At 57.0% G+C, this 25,626-nt stretch carries 26 protein-coding genes and 1 pseudogene; 17 read left to right on the top strand and 10 right to left on the bottom strand.

Annotation, left to right across the window (positions count from 1 at the left end; genetic code table 11):
- Positions 1-3: 3 nt before the first annotated feature.
- Positions 4-1,347, bottom strand: coding sequence for an NADP-specific glutamate dehydrogenase (gene gdhA / locus ACOTYB_RS19640; RefSeq protein ID WP_023324482.1), 1,344 nt, complete (start codon positions 1,345-1,347; stop codon positions 4-6).
- Positions 1,348-1,572: 225 nt separating this feature from the next.
- Here gdhA and ACOTYB_RS19635 point away from each other — a divergent pair, with 225 nt between their 5' ends.
- Entirely contained in the window at positions 1,573-1,845 is a 273-nt protein-coding gene (locus ACOTYB_RS19635) for a YnjH family protein (RefSeq protein ID WP_003857857.1), read from the top strand.
- Here ACOTYB_RS19635 and ACOTYB_RS19630 read toward each other — a convergent pair.
- Positions 1,805-2,221: a pyrimidine (deoxy)nucleoside triphosphate diphosphatase gene (locus ACOTYB_RS19630; RefSeq protein ID WP_023315911.1), complete on the bottom strand. Its 417-nt coding sequence runs from the start codon at positions 2,219-2,221 to the stop codon at positions 1,805-1,807. The two genes, ACOTYB_RS19635 and ACOTYB_RS19630, sit on opposite strands and share 41 nt — an antisense overlap.
- Positions 2,222-2,296: 75 nt before the next feature.
- On the opposite strand from ACOTYB_RS19630, the gene ACOTYB_RS19625 reads away from it, so the two are divergent.
- Positions 2,297-2,869 carry a carboxymuconolactone decarboxylase family protein gene (locus ACOTYB_RS19625; protein WP_045342752.1) on the top strand — a complete coding sequence of 191 codons (573 nt, stop codon included), beginning with the start codon at positions 2,297-2,299 and terminating at the stop codon, positions 2,867-2,869.
- Positions 2,859-3,476, top strand: coding sequence for a CDP-alcohol phosphatidyltransferase family protein (locus tag ACOTYB_RS19620; protein WP_045342750.1), 618 nt, complete (start codon positions 2,859-2,861; stop codon positions 3,474-3,476). The genes ACOTYB_RS19625 and ACOTYB_RS19620 overlap by 11 nt, the downstream gene beginning before the upstream one ends.
- On the opposite strand, the gene ACOTYB_RS19615 is transcribed toward ACOTYB_RS19620, so the two are convergent.
- The 6 genes from ACOTYB_RS19615 to xthA form a co-directional block, all read right to left on the bottom strand.
- Entirely contained in the window at positions 3,473-4,780 is a 1,308-nt protein-coding gene (locus tag ACOTYB_RS19615; RefSeq protein ID WP_045342814.1) for a sulfurtransferase, read from the bottom strand. The genes ACOTYB_RS19620 and ACOTYB_RS19615 overlap by 4 nt on opposite strands.
- 73 nt (positions 4,781-4,853) lie before the next feature.
- Complete coding sequence (locus ACOTYB_RS19610) at positions 4,854-5,474, bottom strand: ATP-binding cassette domain-containing protein (protein ID WP_023315913.1); 621 nt, start codon at positions 5,472-5,474, stop codon at positions 4,854-4,856.
- A complete protein-coding gene (locus tag ACOTYB_RS19605; protein WP_045342749.1) occupies positions 5,474-7,003 on the bottom strand; it encodes an ABC transporter permease subunit in 1,530 nt (509 codons plus the stop codon). Before ACOTYB_RS19605 ends, ACOTYB_RS19610 begins: the two co-directional genes overlap by 1 nt.
- Positions 6,976-8,145 (bottom strand): ABC transporter substrate-binding protein, encoded by a 1,170-nt coding sequence (locus ACOTYB_RS19600; RefSeq protein WP_409249014.1) that lies wholly within the window; start codon positions 8,143-8,145, stop codon positions 6,976-6,978. Before ACOTYB_RS19600 ends, ACOTYB_RS19605 begins: the two co-directional genes overlap by 28 nt.
- A 6-nt stretch (positions 8,146-8,151) precedes the next feature.
- Positions 8,152-8,835 (bottom strand): TVP38/TMEM64 family protein, encoded by a 684-nt coding sequence (locus tag ACOTYB_RS19595; RefSeq protein ID WP_032609023.1) that lies wholly within the window; start codon positions 8,833-8,835, stop codon positions 8,152-8,154.
- Between the two features lie 6 nt (positions 8,836-8,841).
- Positions 8,842-9,648 carry an exodeoxyribonuclease III gene (xthA, locus tag ACOTYB_RS19590; RefSeq protein ID WP_022650885.1) on the bottom strand — a complete coding sequence of 269 codons (807 nt, stop codon included), beginning with the start codon at positions 9,646-9,648 and terminating at the stop codon, positions 8,842-8,844.
- A 433-nt stretch (positions 9,649-10,081) separates the two neighbouring features.
- Between xthA and astC the strand changes: the two genes are divergently transcribed.
- From astC to ves, 7 genes are all read left to right on the top strand, one after another.
- Positions 10,082-11,302, top strand: coding sequence for a succinylornithine/acetylornithine transaminase (gene astC, locus ACOTYB_RS19585; protein ID WP_220153746.1), 1,221 nt, complete (start codon positions 10,082-10,084; stop codon positions 11,300-11,302).
- Entirely contained in the window at positions 11,299-12,333 is a 1,035-nt protein-coding gene (gene astA / locus ACOTYB_RS19580; protein ID WP_022650887.1) for an arginine N-succinyltransferase, read from the top strand. The genes astC and astA overlap by 4 nt, the downstream gene beginning before the upstream one ends.
- The gene (gene astD, locus ACOTYB_RS19575) at positions 12,330-13,817 is read left to right on the top strand and encodes a succinylglutamate-semialdehyde dehydrogenase (protein WP_220153747.1); all 1,488 of its coding nucleotides are present in this window, start codon (positions 12,330-12,332) and stop codon (positions 13,815-13,817) included. Before astA ends, astD begins: the two co-directional genes overlap by 4 nt.
- Positions 13,804-15,129 (top strand): N-succinylarginine dihydrolase, encoded by a 1,326-nt coding sequence (astB, locus tag ACOTYB_RS19570; RefSeq protein WP_047054479.1) that lies wholly within the window; start codon positions 13,804-13,806, stop codon positions 15,127-15,129. The genes astD and astB overlap by 14 nt, the downstream gene beginning before the upstream one ends.
- A gap of 9 nt (positions 15,130-15,138) precedes the next feature.
- Complete coding sequence (astE, locus tag ACOTYB_RS19565) at positions 15,139-16,104, top strand: succinylglutamate desuccinylase (RefSeq protein WP_022650890.1); 966 nt, start codon at positions 15,139-15,141, stop codon at positions 16,102-16,104.
- A gap of 337 nt (positions 16,105-16,441) precedes the next feature.
- Positions 16,442-16,936 (top strand): ATP-independent periplasmic protein-refolding chaperone Spy, encoded by a 495-nt coding sequence (spy, locus tag ACOTYB_RS19560; RefSeq protein ID WP_015570753.1) that lies wholly within the window; start codon positions 16,442-16,444, stop codon positions 16,934-16,936.
- 167 nt (positions 16,937-17,103) lie between these two features.
- Positions 17,104-17,661 (top strand): environmental stress-induced protein Ves, encoded by a 558-nt coding sequence (gene ves, locus ACOTYB_RS19555; protein ID WP_022650891.1) that lies wholly within the window; start codon positions 17,104-17,106, stop codon positions 17,659-17,661.
- On the opposite strand, the gene cho is transcribed toward ves, so the two are convergent.
- Both cho and nadE read right to left on the bottom strand, forming a co-directional pair.
- Positions 17,639-18,529 carry an excinuclease Cho gene (cho, locus tag ACOTYB_RS19550; protein WP_409249015.1) on the bottom strand — a complete coding sequence of 297 codons (891 nt, stop codon included), beginning with the start codon at positions 18,527-18,529 and terminating at the stop codon, positions 17,639-17,641. The two genes, ves and cho, sit on opposite strands and share 23 nt — an antisense overlap.
- A 103-nt stretch (positions 18,530-18,632) precedes the next feature.
- Entirely contained in the window at positions 18,633-19,460 is an 828-nt protein-coding gene (gene nadE / locus ACOTYB_RS19545; protein WP_003857837.1) for an ammonia-dependent NAD(+) synthetase, read from the bottom strand.
- Positions 19,461-19,691: 231 nt separating this feature from the next.
- Here nadE and osmE point away from each other — a divergent pair, with 231 nt between their 5' ends.
- From osmE to chbG, 7 genes and pseudogenes are all read left to right on the top strand, one after another.
- Positions 19,692-20,036 (top strand): osmotically-inducible lipoprotein OsmE, encoded by a 345-nt coding sequence (osmE, locus tag ACOTYB_RS19540; protein WP_003857836.1) that lies wholly within the window; start codon positions 19,692-19,694, stop codon positions 20,034-20,036.
- Between the two features lie 281 nt (positions 20,037-20,317).
- The gene (chbB, locus tag ACOTYB_RS19535; RefSeq protein WP_220153749.1) at positions 20,318-20,635 is read left to right on the top strand and encodes a PTS sugar transporter subunit IIB; all 318 of its coding nucleotides are present in this window, start codon (positions 20,318-20,320) and stop codon (positions 20,633-20,635) included.
- A gap of 80 nt (positions 20,636-20,715) precedes the next feature.
- Positions 20,716-22,073: pseudogene (chbC, locus tag ACOTYB_RS19530) on the top strand (PTS N,N'-diacetylchitobiose transporter subunit IIC).
- A 48-nt stretch (positions 22,074-22,121) separates the two neighbouring features.
- Positions 22,122-22,469, top strand: coding sequence for a PTS N,N'-diacetylchitobiose transporter subunit IIA (gene chbA / locus ACOTYB_RS19525; RefSeq protein WP_409249013.1), 348 nt, complete (start codon positions 22,122-22,124; stop codon positions 22,467-22,469).
- Positions 22,470-22,499: 30 nt separating this feature from the next.
- Positions 22,500-23,318, top strand: a complete 819-nt coding sequence (gene chbR, locus ACOTYB_RS19520; RefSeq protein ID WP_017384663.1) for a transcriptional regulator ChbR — start codon at positions 22,500-22,502, stop codon at positions 23,316-23,318.
- Between the two features lie 109 nt (positions 23,319-23,427).
- Positions 23,428-24,783, top strand: coding sequence for a 6-phospho-beta-glucosidase (locus ACOTYB_RS19515; RefSeq protein WP_022650894.1), 1,356 nt, complete (start codon positions 23,428-23,430; stop codon positions 24,781-24,783).
- An 11-nt stretch (positions 24,784-24,794) separates the two neighbouring features.
- On the top strand, positions 24,795-25,544 hold the full coding sequence (chbG, locus tag ACOTYB_RS19510) for a chitin disaccharide deacetylase (protein ID WP_045342744.1): 750 nt from the start codon (positions 24,795-24,797) through the stop codon (positions 25,542-25,544).
- Positions 25,545-25,626: the final 82 nt, after the last annotated feature.

The following is a 25,626-nucleotide window of genomic DNA, read 5'->3' as shown; positions in this document are numbered from 1 at the left end:
ACCTTAAATCACACCCTGCCCAATCATCGCATCCGCCACCTTCACGAACCCGGCGATATTCGCCCCGCGCACGTAGTTGGTTTGCGATGCCTCCCCGCCGTACTCCACGCAGGCATGGTGAATATCCAGCATGATGTGGTGCAGGCGCGCATCCACTTTCTCCGCCTTCCAGCCGAGACGCGCGGCGTTTTGCGCCATCTCGAGGCCGGAGGTGGCCACGCCGCCCGCGTTAGCGGCCTTGCCCGGCGCAAACAGCACGCCCGCGTCCAGGAACAGGTCCGTGGCGTCGATGGTGGTTGGCATGTTCGCCCCTTCGGCCACCGCTTTCACGCCATTGCTAATCAGCGTCCGGGCGGCATCCACGTCCAGTTCGTTTTGCGTCGCGCATGGCAGGGCGATATCCACCGGCACGCCCCACGGCTGTTTACCTTCCAGATAGGTCAGGCCAAACTCACGGGCATAATCCGCTACCCGACCGTCACGGCTGGCTTTGATTTCGCACAGACGCGCCAGTTTTTCTGCCGTAAAGCCAGCTTCATCCACTACGGTGCCGCTGGAGTCGGAGGCGGTCACCACGCGCGCGCCAAACGCCATCGCTTTCTCGATAGCGTACTGCGCCACGTTGCCGGAGCCGGAGACCGCCACGCGCATCCCCTCGAAGCTCAGCCCGTGACGCTTAAGCATCGCTTCAGTGAAATAGACCAGACCGTAACCCGTCGCTTCCGGGCGAATCAGGCTGCCGCCAAACGACAGACCTTTGCCGGTAAAGACGCAGGCGCTGTTGTTGGAGAGCTTTTTCATCATCCCGGCCATAAAGCCCACTTCACGACCCCCCACGCCGATATCTCCGGCGGGAACGTCGGTGTCCGGCCCAAGGTGGCGATAGAGTTCAGTGACCAGCGCCTGGCAGAAGCGCATCACTTCGCCTTCGCTCTTGCCTTTCGGATCGAAATCACTCCCGCCTTTACCGCCGCCCATCGGCAGGGTAGTGAGCGCATTTTTAAAGGTCTGCTCGAAGCCGAGGAACTTCAGAATAGACAGGTTCACCGAAGGATGGAAGCGCATCCCGCCCTTAAACGGCCCAATGGCGGAGTTAAACTGCACGCGCCATGCGCGGTTGACCTGCACCTGATTGCGATCGTCCACCCACGCCACGCGGAACTGGATGACGCGCTCTGGCTCTACCAGACGTTCAAGCAGCGCCATCTGGCGGTAGCGCGGATTTTCCTCAAGGAAGGGCCACAGGGTGGTCATGACTTCACGAACGGCCTGGGCAAACTCGCTTTGGTGCGGGTCGCGCTGCTGAACATGGGCAAGAAAGCTTTCCAGAGAGCGTGTCTGATCCATAGATATAAGAACCTCTTATAATAATTTATGCGTGTGGCGGAGATGTTTTGTGTCGTTTTTTTGACTATACCACCCGCACCGCTTTGAGAGGCAAGCAGAAATTTATGCTGCAAGGGAAATTAATGACAGGGCGCGCGTCATAACTAAAAGCGATGACGAGATACATTAAAGATCCCGTCCGGATCGACCGTTATAGATATAAACGATGCAAAGGAAACAAAGTCTATGAACCGTTACGCAATGGCCGCGTTATGTTTGATGGTGTCCGCCGGGGCACAGGCTGATCGCATTCGCCCGGATGTCGAGGTTAACGTGCCGCCAGAGGTCTTTAGCGCTGGCGGCCAGCGTGCGCAGCCGTGTAATCAGTGCTGTATCTATCAGGATCAAAACTATTCCGAAGGCGCAGTGGTCAGGGCGGATGGCGTGCTGTTGCAGTGCCAGCGTGATGAACGCACCCTCAGTACAAACCCGCTGGTCTGGCGTCGCGTAAAAGAATAAACGCTTCCAGCAGCGGTATATCCGCCGGGGCTAAATCATACGTGAACGCGTCTTCTGGCGTACACCATACCAACGCCGAGTGATAATGCGCCTTCAGCTCACCGCTAAATTCAGGCACATGCCAGGCGTGGAGGTGAATCAGCCGCTGCGACACCTCCCGCTGGTGGCTTGCCACATACCGCGCGGGCACGGCCTCAATGCCGAGCTCTTCGCGCAGTTCGCGGATCAGCGCTTCCGGCTGGGTCTCACCGGCTTCAACCTTCCCGCCCGCAAATTCCCACATTCCTGGCTGATCGGCATGTTCGGGACGCTGCGCAAGCAAAATCTTGCCCTCATTTTCGAGGATGGCCGCAACCACATCGAGTGTTTTCAGCATGTTCGTCAATAATTAATAGCGAAAAACGACATATTATCGTGCCCTTCCAAAGAGTCCAGTCATCAGGAGAATCAGGTGAAAGAGATATCCGCCTGGGTTGCGCCCATGGAAACCCTTCCCGTCAGCCTTAGCCCCATCGCCGCCATGCAGAAAAAACACTTCGGCGCGGTGCTGAACCCCACTCGCTGGTGGGGGCGTATGCCGCGTCTTTTCTGGCTGGTGGCGCTGTTTGTCGGCTATCTGGAGCGGCGCAAGGCGCGTTTGACCCCGGTTCTGCGATCGCTACTAATGACGCGGGTCTCGCAGATCTGCCACTGCGCATTTTGTATTGATGCCAACAGCCTGCGTCTGGCCGAGCGGAGCGGGGCGCTGGAGAAAGTGCAGGCCATCAGCGACTGGCAAAATTCCACCCTGTTCAGCGAAGAGGAGCGCGCGGCGCTGGCCTATGCGGAAGCGGTCACCGCCACGCCGCCTGAGGTGGATGAAAATATCAAAAGCCTGCTGAAGCGCCACTTTACGGAAGAGACCATCACCGAAATGACGGCTCTGATTGCCTTTCAGAATCTTTCCGCCCGCTTTAACGCCGCGCTGGATATCCCGACTCAGGGGCTGTGCGCCACGTTTAAAGGTAAACCACATGCTGGATAAACATCTGCACCCCCGGCTGAAACCCGGGTTAAATCAGCTGGCCGCCGCGCTGGATAAACCGTTTATCACGCCTGATGGCTTAACGCTCGCCGGGTTTGCGATTGGCGTGCTGGCGTTACCTTTTCTGGCGCTGGGCTGGTATCCGGCGGCGCTGATCCCCATTGTGCTGAACCGGCTGCTGGATGGTCTGGACGGCGCGCTGGCGCGTCGCCGTGGCCTGACGGACGCGGGAGGATTTCTTGATATCGCCCTCGACTTCCTGTTTTACGCCCTGGTGCCGTTTGGTTTTGCGCTGGCCGCTCCGGCTGATAATGCGATCGCCGCCGCCTGGCTGCTTTTCGCGTTTATGGGGACGGGCAGCAGTTTTCTGGCCTTTGCCGCGCTGGCGGGGAAGCATGATATCGACAACCCCGGCTATGCGCACAAGTCGCTTTATTACATTGGAGGATTAACGGAAGGAACAGAGACCATCGCGCTGTTTGTGCTGTGCAGCCTGTTTCCGGCGCATTTCGCGCTCTTTGCATGGGTGTTTGGCGCGTTGTGCTGGCTGACCACCACAACGCGCATCTGGAGCGGTTATATCACGCTGAAGTCACTTCCCCGCTAGCGTGCGCTCTCCGGTCCGCGCTCCCCGGTGGAGACCGGGTTCTGCGGATGGCTGCTCCATTCGTACCAGCCGCCGTCGTAGACGGCAACGTTCTGCCAGCCCATGGCGCGGGCGTACATAAAGGCTTCAGACGCGCGCCAGCCGGTACCACAGTAAAACGCAACGTGCTGCTCCGGCAGGATATTCCACGTTTTCCACATGGCGGCAATATCATCGGCGCTGCGCATGGTGCCATCCGGATTGTGGAAATCTTCCATGTGGGTCGCGTCGCTGCCCGCATGGCCCCAACGCGCACCGGCAATTTCACCTTTTGGCTTGATATAGCTGTAGCCGCTGGTTTCACCGATAAACTCTGGCCAGGAACGAATGCTCACCAGCGACGCGTCCTGACGGTGCAGCATTCCCCGGGCCTGCTCCATATCCACCATCAGCTGCGGCTGGCCCGGGATCGGCGCGCCAAAATCAGGGGCTGGCTTCACGTTTGCAGGCGTTCCGCGCTCAACGGGCAGGCTGGCGTCGGACCACGCCTTCCAGCCGCCATCCAGAATCCGCACATCCTTCACGCCCGCGTAGAGCATGATCTGCGCCACGCGCGCGGCGGCATACACGTCGCGACCGTACAGAATGACGGTGGTATCGTGACGGATCCCGTGCTTCGCCAGCATCGCTTTCAGCTTTTCGTCAGAGACCTTATTCCACAGCGGTTCGCTTTCCACTTCATTGGTGTCGATATAGCCCGCGCCGGGAATGTGGCTCAGGAGATAAAGCTTCGGCGCACCCCAGCCAGCCTCGATCACCTTCCACTCTCCGGCTGGTGCGGCGGTAACGGGTTTGCCCTGCTGCAACTGGCGGAACCACTGCGGATAAACTAGCTGTTCGAAATGCGCCAGACGTTGCAGACGGTCGGATTGTTGCAGGGCATCGCTCAGGGTGGAGACGTGGGTAAAGCCCGCTTTCTCCAGCCGTGTTTTGACGGTCTGGTTGTCATTATCGTTGCCATAGAGCGCAACCGGCATGTCTGGCGTAAGCCGATGCTGTTTTGCCCAGCCGCTGAGCTGTTCATCGCTCATTGCCCCAAGCCAGCTGGCAGAGAGATTAAGTGCGGCGGGCTCGTGCCCGGACGTTCCGCTCAGGGTCTGCGGCCAGCCGTTATAGAACGCACTGATGCGCGTATCAATTACCGCGCCGTTTTGCGTCTGAAGCTGAGCCAGCGTGAGGGAGTGGGGCATATCAGCCGCCGTGGAGGAGAGTGAGGCGAGGCCGCAGATCAGGGCCAGCGCGGTCAGTTGAGAAACACGTTTCATCGAAAAACCTGACGTCATTAAAAGAGGGGGGCATTGTCGTCTCTCCTGAAGCCAAAAACATTGCGTTAGCACATTATTGCCAGCGAGAAATCTCAATCACCTCGCCGCCGGGCGGAATATCGTCCTCATCATGCGTGACCAGCACCACCGGGATCCTGCGCTGGCGAGTGACCTCGAATACCCACGCCCGGAATGAGGCGCGCAGCGTTTTATCCAGTCGACTGAACGGCTCGTCGAGCAGCAATGCCTGCGGCTGGGCGAGAAGGGCGCGCAACAGGCTGACCCTGGCGCGCTCGCCGCCGGAAAGGGTCGCCGGATCGCTGGTGTAGTGGTTTGCCAGCCCGGCAGTCTCCAGGGCCTGCTCGACCGCGTTGCGGCGGGCGCGCCCGACGATGTGCGCCGGCAGCGCCAGCATCAGGTTTTGCCCCACGCTGAAGGCGTCAAACAGCAGGGCATCCTGAAACAGAATGCCGATCCCGCGCGTTTCCACGGGGACCATATCGCAGCGACGATCGTTCAGCCACAGCTCGCCGTGCGCCTTAAAATCAGCGGATAACGCCCCTACCATCCAGGCGAAAAGGGTCGATTTCCCACTCCCGGAGGGCCCCATCAGCGTGACGATCTCCCCTGCCGGGACGCGGAAGTTGACCTCATGTAAGAGCGGCGCAATGGTGAGATTTTTCACGGTTAGCATTAACGTAATCCTTGTCTGTGACGGCCCACGAGCCGGGAGAGCAGCGCGGCAAGGGCAAATACGCTGCTGGTCAACAACAACAGACCCAGCGCCCGGCTGGCGAGGATCGGAATGCTGCCGCCGCTGCTGAGGGCGACCGCCTCCGTCGTCAGGGTGGTGAAACGTCCCGCCCCCAGCCAGAGGGTAGGCATGTACTGGGCCATGCTCACGGAAAAGCCGGTGGCAAAGGCCAGCAGGGCCGGACGAACCATCAATGGGCATTTCACTAGCCAGAAAATTTTCGCCCGCCGCCAGCCCAGCGTTCTGGCAGTGAGGATAAGCCGGGGATCGAGCCGGCGCCAGGCCGGTTGCAGCACCAGGAGCATCCACGGGAGGACCCAGAGCATATGGCTCCAGAGCACCGCAGCGTACTGGCCGTCGATGCCCAGCCACAGCGCTACGGCGTATTGCCCGGACACGAGGGGCAGCGCCGGGAGGGCAAGCGGCAGCCAGATCCACACCGCGCCGCGCTGGGATCCCCACTCAAGCCAGAGCATGAGGATGGCCAGCGCTGTCAGGCTGGACAGCAGTCCCAGTGAAAGGCTGTCGCTGACGGGGCCGATGTCGTCCCGGCGTGCCAGCATCAGCAGAACCATCGCACAGAGCACGCCGCACAGCGGCAGTAACCCGCCCAGCACCCGTGCGGGCAGCACACTATGCGAAGCGCGACGAACCCCGGAGGGAGCACGCTGGGCGCGCCGCCATGCCGTCCAGAAGCCGTATCCCACCGCGGCAAGCGCCGCCAGCAGCAGGAGCAACACCAGACACAGCAGCGTTCCCTTGGTTTGCTGCTGCGCATCGCCCTGGGTGAGCCACTGCCAGGCCAGCACCGCCAGCGTAGGCGGGTTGCCCGGCCCGAGCACGATCGCCACATCCACCACGGAAAGCGACCAGGCGAGCACCGCCAGCATCACGGCGCCCAGCGCGGGGGCGATTGCCGGGAGGACGAGCCAGTTGAGCGCCTGCATTCGTCCGTAGCCGAAGGTATGCAGGACAATTTTCTGCTGTACGAGGCGCTTTTCAGGCAGCGCGGCGTAGATTGTCCACAGAACGAACGCACTCTCTTTGACCGCAAGCGTCAGGCCAAGCCCGATACCGTAGCGGTCAAGCTGCGGCGAACAGACTGTACAGAACCGGTAAAACTGCCCCCCTACCGCAAACAGCAGCAGCGCGCTGGTGGCGAAGGCGACGTGCGGCACGGCTAACAGCCACGGCAGACGGGTGCTCAGGCGCTGCCAGCCTTCACCCGGCCAGAGAAGCGCAAGCAGGGTCAGGGCGATAAACAGTGAGCCCAGCGTCGCGATAAGCGTGGAAACCAGCGTGGCGGCCAGCGCCTGCGGCAGCTGCGGGTCGGCAAACAGCGTCGCCCAGTTGCCGGGAGAAAACGCCGGGGCCAGCAGCATGCCGCTGGCGGGAAGCAGGGGCAGATAGATGACCGCCATTGCCGCCCAGACCAGCCCGCTTAGCGGGTTCCGTAGCGGCGAAGCCATTCCTGCTCCAGGGCGTTAACCCAGGCGGCGTGCGGTTCGGGAAGTACATCAGGCGTGCCTGAGGGGGTAAAGGCGCGAAGCTGTTTTGCCGCTTTCGCAGGCAGTTTTTCGCCATCCAGCACGCTCGGGTCACCCCAGACGGCAGGATTAGCTTTGCGGATCTGCGCCTGCGGTGACAGCAGGAAATTCGCCACCACTTTCGCACCTGCGCTCGCGCTGGCGTTTGCCGGGATGGCGACAAAATGGACGTTGCCGATCATGCCTTTGAGAAAGCCGAAACTGTAGCTGTCGGCAGGCAGTTCACCGCTCGCCACCTTTTGCATCGCATGGGCGGGGTTAAAGGTGAGCGACAGGTTCAGACTGCCGCTGGCCAGCAGCGTATCCATGCGCGCAGGCGACGGAGGAAAATCGTTCCCTTCGCGCCATAGCAGGGGGTGCAGCATATCAAGGTAATCCCACAGCGGCGCGGTGACCTGCGCAAAGGTACTGTCTGGCGCGTTTTTTAACGCCTCCGGATGGGCGGTCAGCGCCAGCAGTAGCTGCTCAAGAAACGCCGTGCCGGTAAAATCCGGCGGTCGCGGATAGCTCACCTTGCCAGGGTGCTGTTGGGCGTATAGCAGCAGCGCGTGGGGATCTGCCGGTGGTGACGGCATACTCGCTTTACGGGCGATAAAGGTTAATTGTGCGCCGCCCCACGGGGATTCTGCCCCATCGGTCGGGATGGCAAAATCTTCCGTGACCGGTTTACGGGTATCGACGTAGCGCCAGTTGGGCAGGGTTTGCGCCCAGCCGGTGAGTAGCAGGTTCGCCTCCTTCAGCGTGCGGAAGTTTTCCCCGTTTACCCAGAGCAGATCCACCGATCCGTTACTCTTGCGTCCTGCGGCCTGTTCCGTCTCGATCCGCTTCACCGCGTCGGCGGCATCGGCCAGATGAACGATCTTCAGGTTAATGGCGTAATGCGTTTTCATCTCGCCGCTCACCCAGTCGAGGTAGCGGTTAACGGCCTCATCACCGCCCCAGGCGTTAAACCAGACGGTCTGCCCGGTGGCCTGTTGCTGAATGGATTGCCAGCTCTCTGCGGCGAAGGCAGAGGTTGCCAGCAGCAGACTCGTCAGAAACGCGCAAAAACGCACCCGGCGCATAATGCCTCACTTTTTAATCGAAGGGATGTAACGGGAAAACAGCCAGCGAGTGACCAGCGGTAATAACCCTAACAGTGTAAAGGCGAACAGCAGTCCCGGCGACAGAATATCGCGCAGCGAGGTAAGTTTTCCCAGCTCGCGTCCGGCGTTCAGATAAATGACGGTGGCAGGTAGCATCGCAAGCTGGCTGACCCACCAGTAGTGACGCACCCTGAGACGGGTTAGCCCCATCAGCAAATTGACCAGAAAGAACGGGAACAACGGCATCAGGCGCAGGGCAAAAAGGTAGCGCGCGCCGTCGCGATCCATTCCCGCATCTATCGTGCTCATCTGTGCGGCAAAGCGCCGTTGCACCCAGTCTCGAAGCAGATAACGGCTGACGAGCATGGCAAGCGTGGCGCCGAGCGTCGAGGCAAATGACACCAACAGCGTCGCCTCCCACAGGCTGAAAAGCGCCCCGCCGAGCAGCGTCAGAAGCGCGGCTCCGGGGATCGATAGCGCGGAGAGCAGAACGTAAACCGCAAAATAGAACAGAGCGCTCTGAAGGGGCGCTTGCTCCACACGAGCGAGCAACGTTTGCTGGTGTATTTTTAGCGTGTCGAGGGAGAGCATGCCCGGAGGAAGCAAAACAACAATTAAAACAAATGCGCCCAGAAGGGCGCACAGGAGACTAATTTTTTTAATATTCACTGAAGTTTACAGCTTGAACGTTGCCCATACCGGCGCATGGTCGGACGGCTTTTCCATGCTGCGGATGTCATAGTCGATACCGGTTTCGATGCAGCGTTCGGCCAGGGGGGCGCTCGCCAGCAGCAAATCAATACGCAGGCCCCGGTTGTCATCGAAGCCTTTAGAGCGGTAGTCAAACCACGAGAAACGGTCCTGCGTTTCCGGGTTAGCCGTGCGGAAAGTATCCACCAGCCCCCAACCCAGCAGGCGCTCCATCCACTCGCGCTCCTCCGGCAGGAAAGAGCATTTGCCGGTGCGCAGCCAGCGCTTACGGTTCTCTTCGCCAATACCGATATCCAGATCCGTCGGGCTGATATTCATGTCGCCCATGATAAGCACCGGGTTTTCTTTTTTGAGTTCGGTTGTCAGGTAGTTTTGCAGATCCTGATAAAACTTCGCTTTGGCCGGGAATTTGGTTTCATGATCGCGGCTTTCACCCTGCGGGAAATAGCCGTTGATGACGGTCACATTGCCGAGTGCGGAAGGAATTTCCGCCATGATGATGCGGCGCTGCGCCTCTTCACCGTCACCCGGGAAGCCACGGCGCACCGACACCGGCGTATCTTTGGTCAGCAGCGCAACGCCGTAGTGGCCTTTCTGACCGTGGTAAAAAACGTTATAGCCCAGCTTCGCTACCTCTTCGAGCGGGAACATATCGTCGTGAACTTTTGTCTCCTGCAAGCCGATCACATCTGGCTGATGTTGCTCAACAATCGCTTCAAGCTGGTGAGGGCGGGCACGCAGGCCGTTGATATTAAAAGAGACAAATTTCATAGTCGCTGCCAATGCAAGGTGAATAGTGCAAGGATGGTAGCAGAATTTACGTCGTCTGTTATCCGCTTCGCCCAATTACTGCGACAGATAATGCCAACGGTGCAATATTTGCACCATTTCGGCGCGTTTTGCCCTCGAACAGGGCGTAAACGACCGATAAATTTCGCGAGCGATCACAATTCCAGAATTATATTTGGCCTCTGCATACTCTTTCTTGTTTTCATGCGGCAAAGCGCCGCTTGTCGTAAAAATATTCACTATTTATGCATTATAAGTGAATAACTCCATATTGTAACTCATTGATATTCTGTTACCCAAACCCATTTATGCATTTTTATCGCTGGCTGGCACGAACGCTGCAATCTACATTCACAGTGCAAACACTCAATTATTTAACATTTAAACAACCTTTTATTTACCGGATGAGGTCGCTATGTCTCTGTCAGTTACGCGTGAAAATTTCGATGAATGGATGATGCCGGTATACGCTCCGGCGGCTTTTATTCCGGTACGTGGGGAAGGCTCTCGCCTGTGGGATCAGCAGGGCAAAGAGTATATCGACTTTGCAGGTGGGATTGCGGTGAATGCGCTGGGGCATGCAAACCCGGCGTTGCGGCAGGCGCTGAATGACCAGGCGGCGAAATTCTGGCATACCGGCAACGGTTATACCAACGAACCGGCATTGCGTCTGGCGAAGAAGCTGATCGACGCCACCTTCGCAGAAAAAGTCTTTTTCTGTAACTCCGGCGCGGAAGCGAACGAAGCGGCGCTGAAGTTGGCGCGCAAATATGCGCACGATAAATTCGGCGCGCATAAGAGCGGCATCGTAGCCTTTAAAAATGCTTTCCATGGCCGCACGCTGTTTACCGTCAGTGCGGGCGGTCAGCCCTCATATTCTCAGGATTTTGCGCCGCTGCCGCCGGATATCCGTCATGCGGCGTATAACGATTTACACTCTGCCAGCGAGCTGATTGACGACACCACCTGTGCGGTGATTGTCGAGCCCATGCAGGGGGAAGGCGGCGTCATGCCCGCCCAGAAAGCGTTCCTGCAAGGGCTGCGCGAGCTGTGCGATCGGCATAACGCGGTCCTGATTTTTGACGAAGTCCAGACCGGCGTGGGCCGCACGGGTGAGCTGTATGCCTACATGCACTATGGCGTGACCCCGGATGTGCTCTCAACAGCCAAAGCGCTCGGCGGCGGTTTCCCGGTGGGGGCGATGCTGACCACCGAAAAATTGGCCAGCGTGATGACCGTGGGCACTCATGGCACCACATACGGCGGCAACCCGCTGGCAACCGCTGTCGCCGGACAGGTGCTGGATATCATCAACACCCCTGAGGTGCTGAACGGCGTGAAGCAGCGTCACCAGTGGTTTGTTGAGCGACTCACGGCCATTAACAGCAAAACTGGCCTGTTCAAAGAGATCCGCGGTCTGGGGCTGTTAATAGGCTGTGAGCTTGCCCCTGAGTTTGCCGGCAAAGCGAAGCTGATTTCACAGGAAGCGGCAAAGCAGGGCGTAATGGTGCTGATTGCCGGTGCTAACGTGGTGCGCTTTGCCCCTGCGCTGATCGTCAGCGAGGAAGAGGTCAGAACTGGCTTAGATCGTTTTGCGCTGGCCTGCGAACAGGTGAAGTCCGGGGTGTCATCATGATGGTCATCCGTCCCGTTGCGCACGGCGATCTCGCCGGGCTTATGCAGCTTGCCGGTAAGACAGGGGGCGGGCTGACCTCGCTGCCTGCTGATGAAAAAACGCTGTCGGCGCGCATTGAGCGCGCCCTGCAAACCTGGCAGGGGACGTTGCCAAAAAGCGAACAGGGCTATGTGTTCGTGCTGGAAGATACCGACACGGGAACCGTGGCGGGGATTTGCGCTATCGAGGTGGCCGTCGGGCTTAATGATCCGTGGTACAACTACCGCGTCGGCACGATGGTCCACGCCTCGAAAGAGCTGAACGTTTACAACGCGCTGCCGACGCTCTTTCTCTGTAATGACCATACCGGCGCCAGCGAACTCTGCACCCTGTTTCTCGATCCGGACTGGCGCAAAGAGGGCAACGGTTATCTGCTCTCCAAATCGCGCTTTATGTTTATGGCCGCCTTTCGCGACCGCTTCAACGAAAAAGTGGTCGCGGAGATGCGCGGCGTGATTGATGAGACGGGCTACTCGCCGTTCTGGGAGAGTCTGGGCGAACGCTTCTTCTCCATGGAATTTAGCCGGGCGGATTACCTGTGCGGCACCGGTCAGAAGGCGTTTATCGCCGAGTTGATGCCGAAGCATCCTATTTATACCCATTTCCTAACGCCAGAAGCGCAGGCGGTGATCGGCGAAGTTCACCCGCAAACCGCCCCGGCCCGCGCGGTGCTGGAGAAAGAGGGATTTCGCTACCGTAACTACGTCGACATCTTCGACGGCGGCCCGACGCTGGAATGCGACATTGACCGCGTTCGCGCCATCCGTAAAAGCCGCCTGGTTGAGGTTTCAGAAGGCCAGCCCGCGCCGGGCGAGTGGCCAGCCTGCCTGGTCTCGAACGAGAATTACACCAACTTCCGCGCCATGCTGGTGCGAACCAACCCATCATGCGAGCGTCTGGTACTGACGGCTGCGCAACTGGATGCCCTGAAATGTAACGCTGGCGACACGGTTCGCCTGGTGCGGCTCTGCCCTGAGGAGAAAACAGCATGACTCTATGGATTAACGGTGACTGGGTTACGGGCGAAGGTGACGCGCGGACAAAAACTAACCCGGTCGGCCAGGAGGTGCTCTGGTCTGGGAACGACGCAAGCGCCGGGCAGGTTGAGCAGGCCTGTCAGGCTGCACGCCGCGCGTTTCCGGCGTGGGCGAAACGGCCATTCTTCGAGCGCCAGGCGTTGGTTGAGAAATTTGCTGCGCTGCTGGAGGCCAATAAAGCCGAGCTGACCCGCATCATTGCCTGCGAAACCAGTAAGCCGCGCTGGGAGGCAACAACCGAAGTCACGGCGATGATCAACAAAATTGCGATATCGGTGAAGGCGTACCATACCCGCACCGGCGAGCAGCATACCGAGATGCCAGACGGCGCTGCCACGCTGCGCCACCGTCCGCACGGGGTACTGGCGGTGTTTGGCCCGTATAACTTCCCCGGGCATCTGCCGAACGGGCACATTGTGCCTGCGCTGCTGGCGGGGAATACCGTCATCTTCAAGCCGAGTGAGTTAACCCCCTTAACCGGAGAAGCAGTGGTAAAACTCTGGGAGCAGGCGGGGCTGCCGCCGGGGGTGCTGAATCTGGTGCAGGGCGGGCGTGAAACCGGTCAGGCGCTGAGTGCGCTGAGCGACATTGACGGTCTGCTGTTTACCGGCAGTGCCGGAACGGGCTATCAGCTGCATCGTCAGCTGGCGGGGCAACCGGAAAAAATTCTGGCGCTGGAGATGGGCGGCAACAACCCACTGATTGTGGAAGATCCGGAGGATATCGATGCCGCGGTCCACTTGACCATTCAGTCGGCGTTCATTACCGCCGGACAGCGCTGCACATGCGCCCGCCGCCTGCTGGTTAAGCGCGGCGCGCAGGGGGATGCGTTCCTGAAGCGTCTGGTGGAGGTGAGCGCGCGTCTGGTTCCCGCGAAATGGGATGCCGAGCCGCAGCCGTTTATCGGCGGGCTGATCTCCGGGCAGGCGGCGCTGAACGTACTGAAAGCGTGGCAGGAGCACGTGGCGCGCGGGGCGAAAACCCTGCTGGAGCCGAAGCTGGTTCAGCCCGGCACGTCGCTGCTGACGCCGGGGATTATTGAGATGAGTGCGACAAGCAACGTGACGGATGAAGAGGTCTTTGGCCCGCTGCTGTGCGTCTGGCGCTATGACGATTTTGAGTCGGCGATCGAGATGGCCAACAATACCCGCTACGGCCTGTCGAGCGGCCTGATATCGCCGCATCGCGAGAAATTCGACCAGCTGCTGCTGGAAGCGCGCGCCGGGATCGTGAACTGGAACAAACCGCTGACCGGTGCGGCGAGCACTGCGCCGTTTGGTGGCGTAGGGGCGTCGGGCAACCATCGCGCCAGCGCCTGGTATGCCGCCGATTACTGCGCGTGGCCGATGGCAAGCCTGGAAACCCCGGCGCTGACGCTGCCGGAGACGTTGAATCCGGGGCTGGATTTTACTGAGGGTGACGCCCATGAAAGCGCGTGAGGTTAACTTTGACGGCCTCGTGGGGCTGACGCACCACTATGCCGGGCTGTCGTTCGGTAATGAAGCCTCGACGAAGCACCGTTTCCAGGTCTCGAACCCGAAGCTGGCGGCGAAGCAGGGGCTATTGAAAATGAAGGCGCTGTCCGATGCCGGTTTCCCGCAGGCGGTGATCCCACCGCAGGAGCGCCCAAACGTGGCCGTGCTGCGCCAGCTGGGGTTCAGCGGTACGGATGAACAGGTGGTGGAAAAAGCAGGCACGCAGACGCCACACCTGCTTTCCGCAGCCAGTTCAGCCTCCTCGATGTGGGTGGCGAATGCCGCCACCGTTGCGCCGTCGGCGGATACGCTGGACGGCAAAGTGCATCTGACCGTTGCTAACCTGAACAACAAATTCCACCGCGCCAGCGAAGCGGAGACCACCGGGCGCGTGCTGCGCGCCATTTTTAATCATGATGCGCATTTCGAGGTACATTCGGCGCTGCCGCAGGTCGCGATGTTTGGCGATGAAGGGGCGGCAAACCACAACCGTCTGGGCGGCGACTATGGCGAGCCGGGTTTGCAGCTGTTTATCTATGGACGGGAAGAGGGCGGCCACGCCGCGCCGGTTCGTTATCCGGCGAGACAAACCTTAGCCGCAAGCCAGGCGGTTGCGCGGCTGAACCAGGTTAATCCTTCTCAGGTGATTTTTGCCCAGCAAAATCCGCAGGTGATCGACCTGGGCGTGTTTCATAACGACGTCATTGCCGTTTCCAACCGTCAGGTGCTGTTCTGCCACGAGCAGGCGTTTGCCCATCAGGAAAAGTTGCTGGCCACGCTGCGCGAACGCGTGCCGGGATTTATGCCGATTCAGGTGCCCACGCGGGCGGTAAGCGTGCAGGACGCGGTCGAAACGTATCTGTTCAACAGCCAGCTGCTGAGCCGGGATGACGGCAGCATGATGCTGGTGCTGCCGCAGGAGTCCCGAAACCATCAGGGCGTCTGGCGCTATCTCAGCGAACTGGTGCAGGCGGATAACCCGATTGATGAACTGCGCGTGTTTGATCTTCGGGAAAGTATGGCCAACGGCGGGGGACCGGCGTGCCTGCGACTACGCGTGGTGTTAACGCCGGAGGAATTGCAGGCCGTGAATCCGGCGGTGATGATGAACGACACGCTGTTCAATACTCTCAATGACTGGGTGGACCGCTATTATCGTGACCGTCTGGTTCAGGCCGATCTGGTTGATCCGCAGCTGCTGCGCGAAGGCCGCGAAGCGCTGGATGCATTATCAACCATCCTGCAACTGGGATCGGTTTATCCGTTCCAGCGCTAAGGAGACGATATGGAAAACTTACTGGCGCTGACGCTGGCCGAAGAGACACCGGAGCGGCAAGAGGGGGCAGGCCCTTCGTTCCACTGGCGATGGCTGGGGCCGGGCGTGCTTGAACTCACGCCGACGGGGAAATATAACCTGTCGCTGCTGCTTTCTACCGGCATTCACGGAAACGAAACCGCGCCCGTGGAGATTGTCGAACTATTGCTGCGCGCGCTGTATCGCGCAGAGATCACGCTGCACTGCCGTCTGCTGGTGGTACTGGGAAATCCGCCTGCGCTGGCGCAAAATAAACGGTATCTCGTGAGCGACATCAACCGCATGTTTGGTGGTCGCTGGGCGCAGTTTCCACAGAGTGATGAGACGACTCGCGCGCAATGGCTGGAGAAGGTGGTCACGGCGTTTTTTGCCGGGGCGGGGGAAACGCGCTGGCACCTTGATCTGCATACGGCCATTCGCGCCTCGTACCATGTGCGTTTTGGCGTGTTACCGCAGCGTCATCAGCCGTGGGATGAGGCGTTTCTGACCTGGCTTGGCGATGCGGGGCTGGAGGCACTGGTCTTCCACCAGACGCCAGGCGGCACGTTTACCCACTTCACCTGCGAGAATGTTGGCGCGTTATCCTGCACCCTGGAGCTGGGAAAAGCGCTGCCGTTCGGGCAAAACGACCTGACGCGTTTTACCCCTACGCATCAGGCGCTCCGGGCGTTGCTAGCCGGGGTTGCGCCGGAACCCACCCGGGAACCCGTCGTGCGCTATCGGGTCGTGCAGCAGATCACGCGTCAAAGCGAGGCTTTCCAGCTTCATATGGCACCCCATACGCTGAACTTTACGCCGTTTCGCCAGGGCGTCCTGCTGGCGGAAGATGGTGAGACGCGCTATGCGGTACAGAAATCCACGGAATATGTTTTATTTCCTAATCCGTCGGTCGCGTTTGGTTTGCGAGCAGGTCTGATGCTGGAAAAAATGCCCTGAACGTCTCCCCTCGCGCAGACCGGAGGGGAAATGAAGAATAAATTTCTTAGCGTTAAAAGCGCTCTGGTATTGTTTGCGGAATATTCCTGGAGAATTGCTTTATTATTAAACGGCACTTCGCTATACTTCTCCATAATCTCTTTAAAATCATCCTGTTGAATATTTTTGTTTCATCTCTCCACGCTTTTTCCTTAATTTCTCCACAATTGGCGAAAAGTTGTTTTTTACACTTTCATTGTTTTACCGTTGCTCTGACTAATTGACGATAAACGCCGTAAAGTTAATCTCGTCAACACGGCATAGCGCCGAAGAATAACTGAAAGTAAGGAAAGACATTATGCGTAAATTAACTGCACTGTTTGTTGCCTCTACCCTGGCTCTGGGCGCTACCAGCATGGCGTTCGCCGCCGATACCGCGACCACTACCGCCGCGCCGACGGAAGGCAAAATGATGATGCATCATAAAGGCAAGCCGGGTATGCACCATGAGATGATGATGTTTAAAGATCTGAACCTCACCGATGCGCAGAAGCAGCAGATCCGCGACATCATGAAAAGCCAGCGTGACCAGATGAAACGTCCTCCGCTGGAAGAGCGCCGCGCAATGCATGACATCATTGCCAGCGACAGCTTCGATAAAGCAAAAGCGGAAGCGCAGATCGACAAAATGGCCGAGCAGCATAAAGCACGCATGCTGGCCCACATGGAAACCCAGAACAAGATTTACAACATTCTGACGCCGGAACAGAAAAAGCAATTTAATGCCAATTTTGAGAAGCGTCTGACAGAACGTGCAGCGCCGGAAGGTAAAATGCCTGCACCAACCGAATAATCGGTTCACTCTCTTAAGACCGCCGGGCTCCTGTCTACAAAAGCGAAAACGCTGTGGACAGGACCGGCGGTTTTTCTTTTATCCCATGCCTAAGGTCTGGCCTGACTGCTGCCGATAATACGTCTGTGAAAATGCCCTGGCGCACGGTGCGTCCTTCAGGAGTGGTCATGGAATTCTTTGATATCCGTAAAATGCCGGTCAGTCTCTGGCGTAATGGTGCGGGTGAGACGCGTGAGATTTGCTGTTTTCCTCCCGCGACGCGGGATTTTTTCTGGCGGGCCAGTATTGCCTCCATCGCCAGTAACGGCGAATTCTCCGCGTTCCCGGGCGTTGACCGGGTGATTACGCTGCTGGAAGGCGGCGAGGTGACCCTGGATGCAGGCAGGGCGTTTTGTCATACTCTGAAGCATCACCAGCCTTACCGATTTGCGGGCGATCTGGCGGTGAAAGCCGTGCTCACAGAGGGGCAGATGTCGATGGACTTCAACATCATGACCCGACGGGATTGCTGCCAGGCAAAGGTGCGCGTTGCTACCCGAACGTTCACTACCTTCGCGTCACGCGGTGGGGTGGTCTTTGTCTTAAGTGGCGCCTGGCAACTGGGCGACAAATTACTGACCGCCGATCAGGGTGCCAGCTGGGAAGCGGGCAGTCATACCCTCCGTTTACTGGAAACGAAGGGGTCGCTGCTGTTCAGTGAAATTACCTGGCTGCCGGGTCACTGAGGACGATGATCTCATATTTTCCGGTTAATAATGGCTTACAGAGAATTTTGTAACCATCCTGATCGAACCCGGCAGGGGTGCGCAGCAGGGCGGTAGCGTCATCCAGGCTTTCAACGGCGCCAAGCCAGAGCCAGTTGCGGATGATGTGATAATGCGTCATCGCATCGCGGGTTTCTTTCAGCGCCACCGCGCCTTCCCACGGCCAGCAGTTAACGCTGATAGAGGCCAGGCCCGCCATAAACCGGGCATGATGTTCTTCAACGCTCTCTTTTCCACAACACGCCCCGGCGCAGCGTTTCAGCGCGGAGCGGAAACAGGCGCGACCGCGGGTGGTGGCTTCCAGTCCTAACAGGCCGTAACAAAGCTGTAATTCATCAGCCAGGGATTGCAGGGCTTGCAGTGCGGCACGTTTGTTGGCAAACAGACCGTAAAGATTGGGTTCATGCGAAAAATCCACTTCCCGGGCATAAACAACCTGCGGTTTTCCTGCGTTAACCTGCAAGGAACACAGCTGGCGGTTGCGGCGCAGGCGTTTGTTAAACAGCGGCTGCTGTTCCTTGATGAGCCGGGCTTCGAGCAGAAGCGCGCCCAGTTCGCCTGCCGTCTCGATCCAGGTGATCCGCCGGGACTGCCTGAGCATCGATGCTTCATCCGGCGTACGCAGGTGCGACATCACCCGGCTGCGGATATTCACGCTTTTGCCGATATAGAGCGGCATGGTATCGCTGTCGCCGTGGAAGAAATAGACGCCAGGCTGTTTAGGCAGAGCCTCAAGCCAGGGGCGAAGATGCTCGGGATATTCGTAGATAGCCGCCGCTTCAAACTCAAGACGCGGGGCGGATTGACGCCTGCTCACATACTGCTCCATATACTGTTCAGGCATACAGTGTAGCAGGTGTTCGGTGGTTAAAAAAGAGCCGGGTGGCGGTTACGCCTTACCCGGCCTGTAAAACTGAGTTACCGTTTTGCTTTTACTTTTTCCAGAAATCATCAAACACCGTAATCGGCGGACGGCGCTTGTGCTCGGTTTTCAGATACCAGCCTTCGATAATTTTGGCGGTACCTTCGTCGAGCGTTTTGCCTTCCAGATAATCATCGATGTTGTCATATGTGACGCCCAGCGCCGCTTCATCCGGCAGGGAAGGGCGATCGTCCTCCAGGTCCGCCGTTGGCGCCTTCTTATACAGGTGCTCCGGGCAGCCCAGCGCCGCCAGCAGTTGCTTGCCCTGACGCTTGTTCAGGCGGAAGAGGGGGTTGATATCCGTGCCGCCATCGCCGTATTTGGTGAAGAAGCCGGTGATGGCTTCCGCGGCGTGGTCGGTGCCGACGACGACCCCTTTGGTCATCCCTGCGATACTGTACTGCGCTTTCATGCGCTCACGGGCTTTCTCGTTGCCGCGAACAAAATCGCTCAGTTCAATACCGGCTTCACGCAAGGCCTGCTCGCTTGCCAGTACCGAACCTTTGATGTTTACGGTAAGAACACGGTCCGGCTGAATAAACGCGATCGCATCCTGACAGTCCTGCTCGTCGGCCTGCACGCCATACGGCAGACGTACGGCAATAAATTGCAGCGCGGTGTCACCGGTCTCGTCACGCAGCTCGGAGATGGCCATCTGGCTCAGCTTGCCGGCCAGAGTGGAATCCTGACCGCCGCTGATACCCAGCACCAGCGTCTTCAGGAAAGGGTGTGCAGACAGGTAAGCTTTCAAAAAATCAACGCTACGACGGATCTCTTCATTGGCATCAATCGCAGGTTTCGCGCCCAGCGCCTGAATAATTTCTTGTTGCAGAGCCATTACGCCCTCCCTATGCAGAACCAAACAGAAAGTGTGATCTGTTAAAACTAACCCTTTGTCGGGGAAACGACAAGGATCACAGTTTTGAGTGTACTGTTTTACAGCGATTTAGCAGCTTACCGTTGTTTTATTAGAATTTTCCGAAATTCGTCTGGCGTAACTCGCAAAGTTGAACAATAGTAATTTTTATCCCATGCTTAGTTAACACGCTGATAAACAAGAGGACGGAATATGAACAAGAACGTAGCAGGAATTTTAAGCGCAGCGGCGGTACTGACTATGCTGGCAGGGTGTACAGCTTACGATCGCACCAAAGATCAGTTCACACAGCCAGTGGTAAAAGACGTCAAAAAAGGCATGACGCGTTCCCAGGTTGCAGCCATTGCCGGTAAACCTTCTTCAGAAGTTACTATGATCCACGCGCGTGGTACCTGCCAGACCTATATTCTGGGTCAACGTGATGGTAAGGCAGAGACCTACTTTGTCGCCCTGGATGATACGGGTCACGTGATCAATTCTGGTTACCAGACCTGTGCCGAATACGACACCGACCCACAGGCACCTAAGGCACAGTAAGCCTGCTTGCCTGAGAGCGTTAACAAACCGGCCGGAAGGCCGGTTTTTTTATGCATACGTGAATCTTATTTCTTGGCGCGAATTATTTGCCTGAAATGTGAAGGTAGTCAACAAGCCAGGTCAATGAGAGACAATTTCAGTCTATCCAGAATTATCCCCTCCCTGTACCATTGCGTATACTCACTTCAACGATAAACAATGTTCAGCACACTGCCCGTCAGCCAGGATAGCGAGTCGAGTGATAGCGAGACGGCGGGTAGCCAAACAAGAGGGAAGTTATCATGGAAAAGAAACATATCTATCTGTTTTGCTCTGCGGGCATGTCCACTTCGCTGCTGGTTTCCAAAATGCGCGCGCAGGCCGAAAAATATGAAGTCCCTGTGGTGATTGAGGCGTTTCCGGAAACGCTGGCGGGCGAGAAGGGCCAGAAAGCAGACGTTATTTTACTCGGGCCGCAAATTGCTTATATGCTGCCAGAAATTCAACGTCTGCTACCCAATAAGCCGGTCGAAGTGATCGATTCCGTTTTATACGGCAAGATTGATGGTTTAGGTGTATTAAAAGCTGCCGTTGCGGCGATTAAAAAAGCTGCTAATTAATTTTTTATTTTTCCCGTCAAAGAGTTATTTCACACACAATCTGCCGTAACGATCGTTGCGGCCTTTAAGGGTATTTTCCTATGAGTAAAGTCATCGCTTCACTTGAAAAGGTACTCCTTCCTTTTGCTGTTAAAATAGGAAAGCAGCCTCACGTTAATGCCATTAAGAACGACTTTATTAAATTAATGCCGTTGACATTAGCCGGGGCAATGTTCGTTTTAATTAACAACGTTTTTCTGAGCTTTGGAGAAGGTTCCTTTTTTTATTCATAGGAATTAGGTTAGATGCTTCAACTATTGAAACCCTTAATGGTTTAAAAGCCATTGGCGGCAACGTATACAACGGTACGTTGGGTATTATGTCGCTAATGGCGCCTTTCTTTATTGGAATGGCGCTGGCGGAAGAGCGTAAAGTGGATCCGCTGGCGGCAGGCTTACTGTCCATTGCCGCGTTCATGACCGTCACACCGTACAGCGTGGGCGACGCTTATGCCGTTGGCGCCAACTGGCTGGGTGGGGCAAACATCATTTCCGGTATTATTATCGGGCTGGTGGTGGCCGAAATGTTCACCTTCATTATTCGCCGTAACTGGGTTATCCGCTTGCCGGATAGCGTTCCGGCCTCTGTTTCTCGTTCATTTTCCGCGTTGATTCCGGGCTTCATTATTCTCTCCATCATGGGGATTATTGCCTGGGCGCTCTCTCACTGGGGAACTAACTTCCACCAGATCATTATGGACTCTATCTCAACGCCGCTGGCGTCGATGGGTAGCGTGGTCGGTTGGGCGTATGTCATCTTTACCTCCCTGCTGTGGTTCTTCGGCGTGCATGGTTCACTGGCACTGGCGGCGCTGGACAGCGGTATTATGACCCCATGGGCACTGGAAAACGTCGCGCTTTACCAGCAGTACGGCTCCGTCGATGCGGCGCTGGCGGCCGGTAAAACCTTCCATGTGTGGGCGAAGCCGATGCTTGACTCCTATATCTTCCTGGGCGGTACCGGGGCGACGTTGGGTCTGATCATCGCGGTCTTTATTGTCTCTCGCCGCGCTGACCATCGTCAGGTTGCGAAGCTGGCCCTGCCGTCAGGCATCTTCCAGATTAACGAGCCGATCCTGTTTGGTCTGCCAATTATCATGAACCCGGTGATGTTCATTCCCTTCATCCTGGTTCAGCCGCTGCTGGCCGCGATTACGCTGACGGCGTACTACCTGGGCATTATCCCGCCGGTGACCAACATTGCGCCGTGGACGATGCCGGCTGGTCTGGGCGCGTTCTTCAACACCAATGGTAGCGTGGCCGCCTTCCTGCTGGCGATATTCAACCTTGGGATTGCAACCCTGCTCTACATGCCGTTCGTGGCGATTGCGAACAAGGCCGCAACGGTTATCGATGAAGAAGAGAGCGAAGAGGATATCGCCCTCGCACTGAAATTCTAAAATTGCACGGCGCGGGGCAACCCGCGCCAGCGGAAAGGAGCTTAAAAAATGTTAGATTTAGAGAGTATCGTTGCCGAAGAAACCGCAGAGAACGATCTGGAAGAGGTGGTGATGGGCTTCATCATCAACTCCGGGCAGGCACGCAGCCTGGCGTATGCGGCGCTTAAGCAGGCTAAGCAGGGCGACTTCGTTGCCGCGAAAACCATGATGGAGCAGTCCCGTACGGCGTTAAACGAAGCGCATCTGGTGCAGACGAAGCTTATCGAAAGCGACCAGGGCGAAGGGAAGATGAAAGTGAGTCTGGTGCTGGTACATGCGCAGGATCATCTGATGACCTCCATGCTGGCGCGCGAGCTGGTAGCGGAGCTCATCGAGCTTCACGAGAAGATGCAATAAGTCAGGATGAAGTAGCAGGAGGTCAGCACGATGGAAATCAAAACCGCACATGAGCAGCAGCTGTTTAATGGCAAAAATTTTCACGTGGTGATTTACAACAAAACGGAGAGCGCCAGCGGTCTGCACCAGCATGACTACTACGAGTTCACGATTGTTCTGACCGGCCGCTACTATCAGGAGATCAACGGTAAGCGCGTCCTGCTTGAGCGTGGCGATTTCGTCTTCCTGCCGATGGGATCTTATCACCAGAGCTTTTATGAGTTTGGTGCGACACGCATTCTGAACGTAGGGGTGAGCAGGCGTTTCTTCGAGAAGCACTATCTGCCGCTGGTGCCGTTCTGCTTTGTGGCGTCACAGGTGTATCGCGTTAAAAATGAGTTTATGACCTGGATTGAAACGGTTATCGCCTCGCTGAATTTCCGCGACAATGAATTTGATGAATTTATTGAAACTGTGACGTTCTACGTCATGAATCGCCTCCGCCATCACCGTGAAGAACAGCAGGTGGTGGATGATATTCCTCAGTGGCTGCGTAGTACCGTGGAGCTGATGCACGACAAAGGACAGTTCAGCGATAACGCCCTGGAGAATATGGTGGCGCTGTCGGGTAAATCGCAGGAATATTTGACGCGCGCCACGCAGCGTTATTACCGTAAAACGCCTGTGCAAATTATTAATGAAATCCGCATTAACTTTGCCAAAAAACAGCTGGAAATTACTAATTACTCTGTCACCGATATCGCTTACGAATCGGGTTACAGCAGTCCCAGTCTGTTTATTAAAACCTTTAAAAAATTGACTTCATTCACACCGAACAGTTACCGCAAAAATTTAACGGTAATTAATTAACTTTCGGCGGTTTATCCGCCAGGAACAGTGACGTAATGGCTTGCCCAAATAGCGGGAAGAGCACGCTATACCTTGCAGGCGATTAACCTGATACGCTAAGGGAGATATTATGCAACAGAAATTAAAAGTCGTAACCATTGGTGGCGGCAGCAGCTATACCCCGGAATTACTTGAAGGTTTCCTGAAACGGTATCATGAATTACCGGTCAGCGAATTATGGCTGGTGGATGTTGAAGAAGGTCAGGAGAAGCTGAATATTATTTTTGAACTGTGCAAACGCATGGTTGAAAAAGCGGGCGTGCCCTTAACCGTGCATAAAACGCTGGATCGTCGCCTGGCACTGAAAGATGCTGACTTCGTGACCACGCAGCTGCGCGTCGGCCAGCTGAAGGCGCGTGAGCTGGACGAGCGCATTCCGCTGAGCCACGGTTATCTGGGCCAGGAAACCAACGGGGCAGGTGGCCTGTTTAAAGGCCTGCGTACTATTCCGGTCATTTTTGACATCATTAAAGACGTGGAGGAGATCTGCCCGAACGCCTGGGTGATTAACTTTACCAACCCGGCCGGGATGGTCACCGAGGCAGTCTATCGCCATACCGGTTTCAAACGCTTTATCGGCGTCTGCAATATTCCGATTGGCATGAAGATGTTCATCCGCGATGTACTGGAACTGACCGAGCACGATGATCTGTCCATTGACCTGTTCGGCCTGAATCACATGGTCTTTATCAAAGATGTGATTGTGAACGGGCAATCGCGCTTTGCGGAACTGCTCGACGGCGTCGCCTCTGGTCGCCTGACTGCGGCCTCGGTGAAAAACATCTTCGATCTGCCGTTCAGCGAAGGGCTGATCCGCTCCCTGAATCTGCTGCCGTGCTCGTATCTGCTTTACTACTTCAAGCAGAAAGAGATGCTGGCCATTGAAATGGGCGAATACTACAAAGGTGGCGCACGCGCTCAGGTTGTGCAGAAAGTAGAGAAGCAGCTGTTTGATTTGTATAAAGATCCGAACCTGAACGTCAAACCGAAAGAGCTGGAGCAGCGCGGCGGGGCATACTATTCGGATGCGGCGTGTGAAGTGATTAACGCCATTTACAATGACAAGCAGGCCGAGCACTATGTGAACGTTCCCCATCACGGGCACATCGACAATATCCCGGCAGACTGGGCCGTTGAGATGACCTGCATCCTTGGACGCGAGGGTGCAAAACCGCATCCCCGCATTACCCACTTCGACGATAAGGTGATGGGGCTGATTCACACCATCAAAGGCTTTGAAGTGGCGGCGAGCAATGCTGCCCTGAGCGGCGAACTGAATGACGTGCTGCTGGCGCTGAATCTCAGCCCGCTGGTGCATTCTGACCGTGACGCTGAAAAACTCGCGAGTGAGATGATCCTGGCGCATGAAAAATGGCTGCCAAACTTTGCTGCAACGGTTGAGAAACTGAAACTCACACACCGTTAAGAGGAGGCGCGATGGAAAACCTGCTGATCGTCAATGCCGATGATTTTGGCCTGTCAAAAGGGCAGAACTACGGCATTATTGAAGCCTGTCGCCGGGGCGTCGTGACCTCTACAACAGCGCTCATCAACGGTGAGGCGGTGGAACATGCGGCGCAGTTAAGCCGTGAGCTGCCCGAGCTGGGCGTGGGCATGCATTTTGTGCTGACGCTTGGGTTGCCCCTTTCACCGATGCCGGGTCTGACGCGCGAGGGAAAACTGGGGAAATGGATTTGGGAAATGGCGGAGCAGGACGCTCTGCCGCTCGATGAGATTGCCCGCGAGCTGGAGTGCCAGTTTAACCGCTTTGTGGATGTGTTTGGCCGCGAACCTACCCATATTGACAGCCATCATCATGTGCATATGATCCCGGCGATTTTCCCGCTTGTGGCAGAGTTTGCGCAACGTAAAGGCGTGGCGATGCGCGTGGATCGTGAGGTGCGCGGGTTGCCGGACGTCGCGGTGACGTCAACGGAGGGGTTCAGCAGCGCATTTTATGGCGACGAGATCGATGAAGCGCTGTTCCTGAAGGTGCTGGATGGCTCCGCCGCAAAAGGGGAGCGCTCGCTTGAGGTAATGGCGCACCCGGCGTTTGTCGATGAGATAGTACGTAAGAGCGCCTACTGCTGGCCGCGTCTGGCAGAACTGGATGTGCTGACATCGGCGTCGTTAAAGTATGCGATTGCCGAGCGTGGGTATCGTCTGGGGACGTTCAGGGATCTTTGAGGCAAAGCCCGGTGGCGAGGTAAAAGCAAAACGGTAACCTTTTGGTTACCGTTTTTATTGTTTTCTCCCTCTCCCAGGGGAG

Origin of the sequence: Enterobacter cloacae complex sp. IR5450, assembly GCF_049238665.1 — a bacterium.
Lineage (GTDB): Bacteria > Pseudomonadota > Gammaproteobacteria > Enterobacterales > Enterobacteriaceae > Enterobacter > Enterobacter hormaechei_C.
This window is presented reverse-complemented; position numbering and strand designations above follow the sequence as displayed.

Coding starts and splice junctions, on each gene's coding strand:
- gdhA (WP_023324482.1), bottom strand. CDS start 1,347: ATGGATCAGACACGCTCTCTGGAAAGCTTTCTTGCCCATGTTCAGCAG.
- ACOTYB_RS19635 (WP_003857857.1), top strand. CDS start 1,573: ATGAACCGTTACGCAATGGCCGCGTTATGTTTGATGGTGTCCGCCGGG.
- ACOTYB_RS19630 (WP_023315911.1), bottom strand. CDS start 2,221: ATGCTGAAAACACTCGATGTGGTTGCGGCCATCCTCGAAAATGAGGGC.
- ACOTYB_RS19620 (WP_045342750.1), top strand. CDS start 2,859: ATGCTGGATAAACATCTGCACCCCCGGCTGAAACCCGGGTTAAATCAG.
- ACOTYB_RS19615 (WP_045342814.1), bottom strand. CDS start 4,780: ATGAAACGTGTTTCTCAACTGACCGCGCTGGCCCTGATCTGCGGCCTC.
- ACOTYB_RS19610 (WP_023315913.1), bottom strand. CDS start 5,474: ATGCTAACCGTGAAAAATCTCACCATTGCGCCGCTCTTACATGAGGTC.
- ACOTYB_RS19605 (WP_045342749.1), bottom strand. CDS start 7,003: ATGGCTTCGCCGCTACGGAACCCGCTAAGCGGGCTGGTCTGGGCGGCA.
- ACOTYB_RS19600 (WP_409249014.1), bottom strand. CDS start 8,145: ATGCGCCGGGTGCGTTTTTGCGCGTTTCTGACGAGTCTGCTGCTGGCA.
- xthA (WP_022650885.1), bottom strand. CDS start 9,648: ATGAAATTTGTCTCTTTTAATATCAACGGCCTGCGTGCCCGCCCTCAC.
- astC (WP_220153746.1), top strand. CDS start 10,082: ATGTCTCTGTCAGTTACGCGTGAAAATTTCGATGAATGGATGATGCCG.
- astA (WP_022650887.1), top strand. CDS start 11,299: ATGATGGTCATCCGTCCCGTTGCGCACGGCGATCTCGCCGGGCTTATG.
- astD (WP_220153747.1), top strand. CDS start 12,330: ATGACTCTATGGATTAACGGTGACTGGGTTACGGGCGAAGGTGACGCG.
- astB (WP_047054479.1), top strand. CDS start 13,804: ATGAAAGCGCGTGAGGTTAACTTTGACGGCCTCGTGGGGCTGACGCAC.
- astE (WP_022650890.1), top strand. CDS start 15,139: ATGGAAAACTTACTGGCGCTGACGCTGGCCGAAGAGACACCGGAGCGG.
- spy (WP_015570753.1), top strand. CDS start 16,442: ATGCGTAAATTAACTGCACTGTTTGTTGCCTCTACCCTGGCTCTGGGC.
- ves (WP_022650891.1), top strand. CDS start 17,104: ATGGAATTCTTTGATATCCGTAAAATGCCGGTCAGTCTCTGGCGTAAT.
- cho (WP_409249015.1), bottom strand. CDS start 18,529: ATGGAGCAGTATGTGAGCAGGCGTCAATCCGCCCCGCGTCTTGAGTTT.
- nadE (WP_003857837.1), bottom strand. CDS start 19,460: ATGGCTCTGCAACAAGAAATTATTCAGGCGCTGGGCGCGAAACCTGCG.
- osmE (WP_003857836.1), top strand. CDS start 19,692: ATGAACAAGAACGTAGCAGGAATTTTAAGCGCAGCGGCGGTACTGACT.
- chbB (WP_220153749.1), top strand. CDS start 20,318: ATGGAAAAGAAACATATCTATCTGTTTTGCTCTGCGGGCATGTCCACT.
- chbA (WP_409249013.1), top strand. CDS start 22,122: ATGTTAGATTTAGAGAGTATCGTTGCCGAAGAAACCGCAGAGAACGAT.
- chbR (WP_017384663.1), top strand. CDS start 22,500: ATGGAAATCAAAACCGCACATGAGCAGCAGCTGTTTAATGGCAAAAAT.
- ACOTYB_RS19515 (WP_022650894.1), top strand. CDS start 23,428: ATGCAACAGAAATTAAAAGTCGTAACCATTGGTGGCGGCAGCAGCTAT.
- chbG (WP_045342744.1), top strand. CDS start 24,795: ATGGAAAACCTGCTGATCGTCAATGCCGATGATTTTGGCCTGTCAAAA.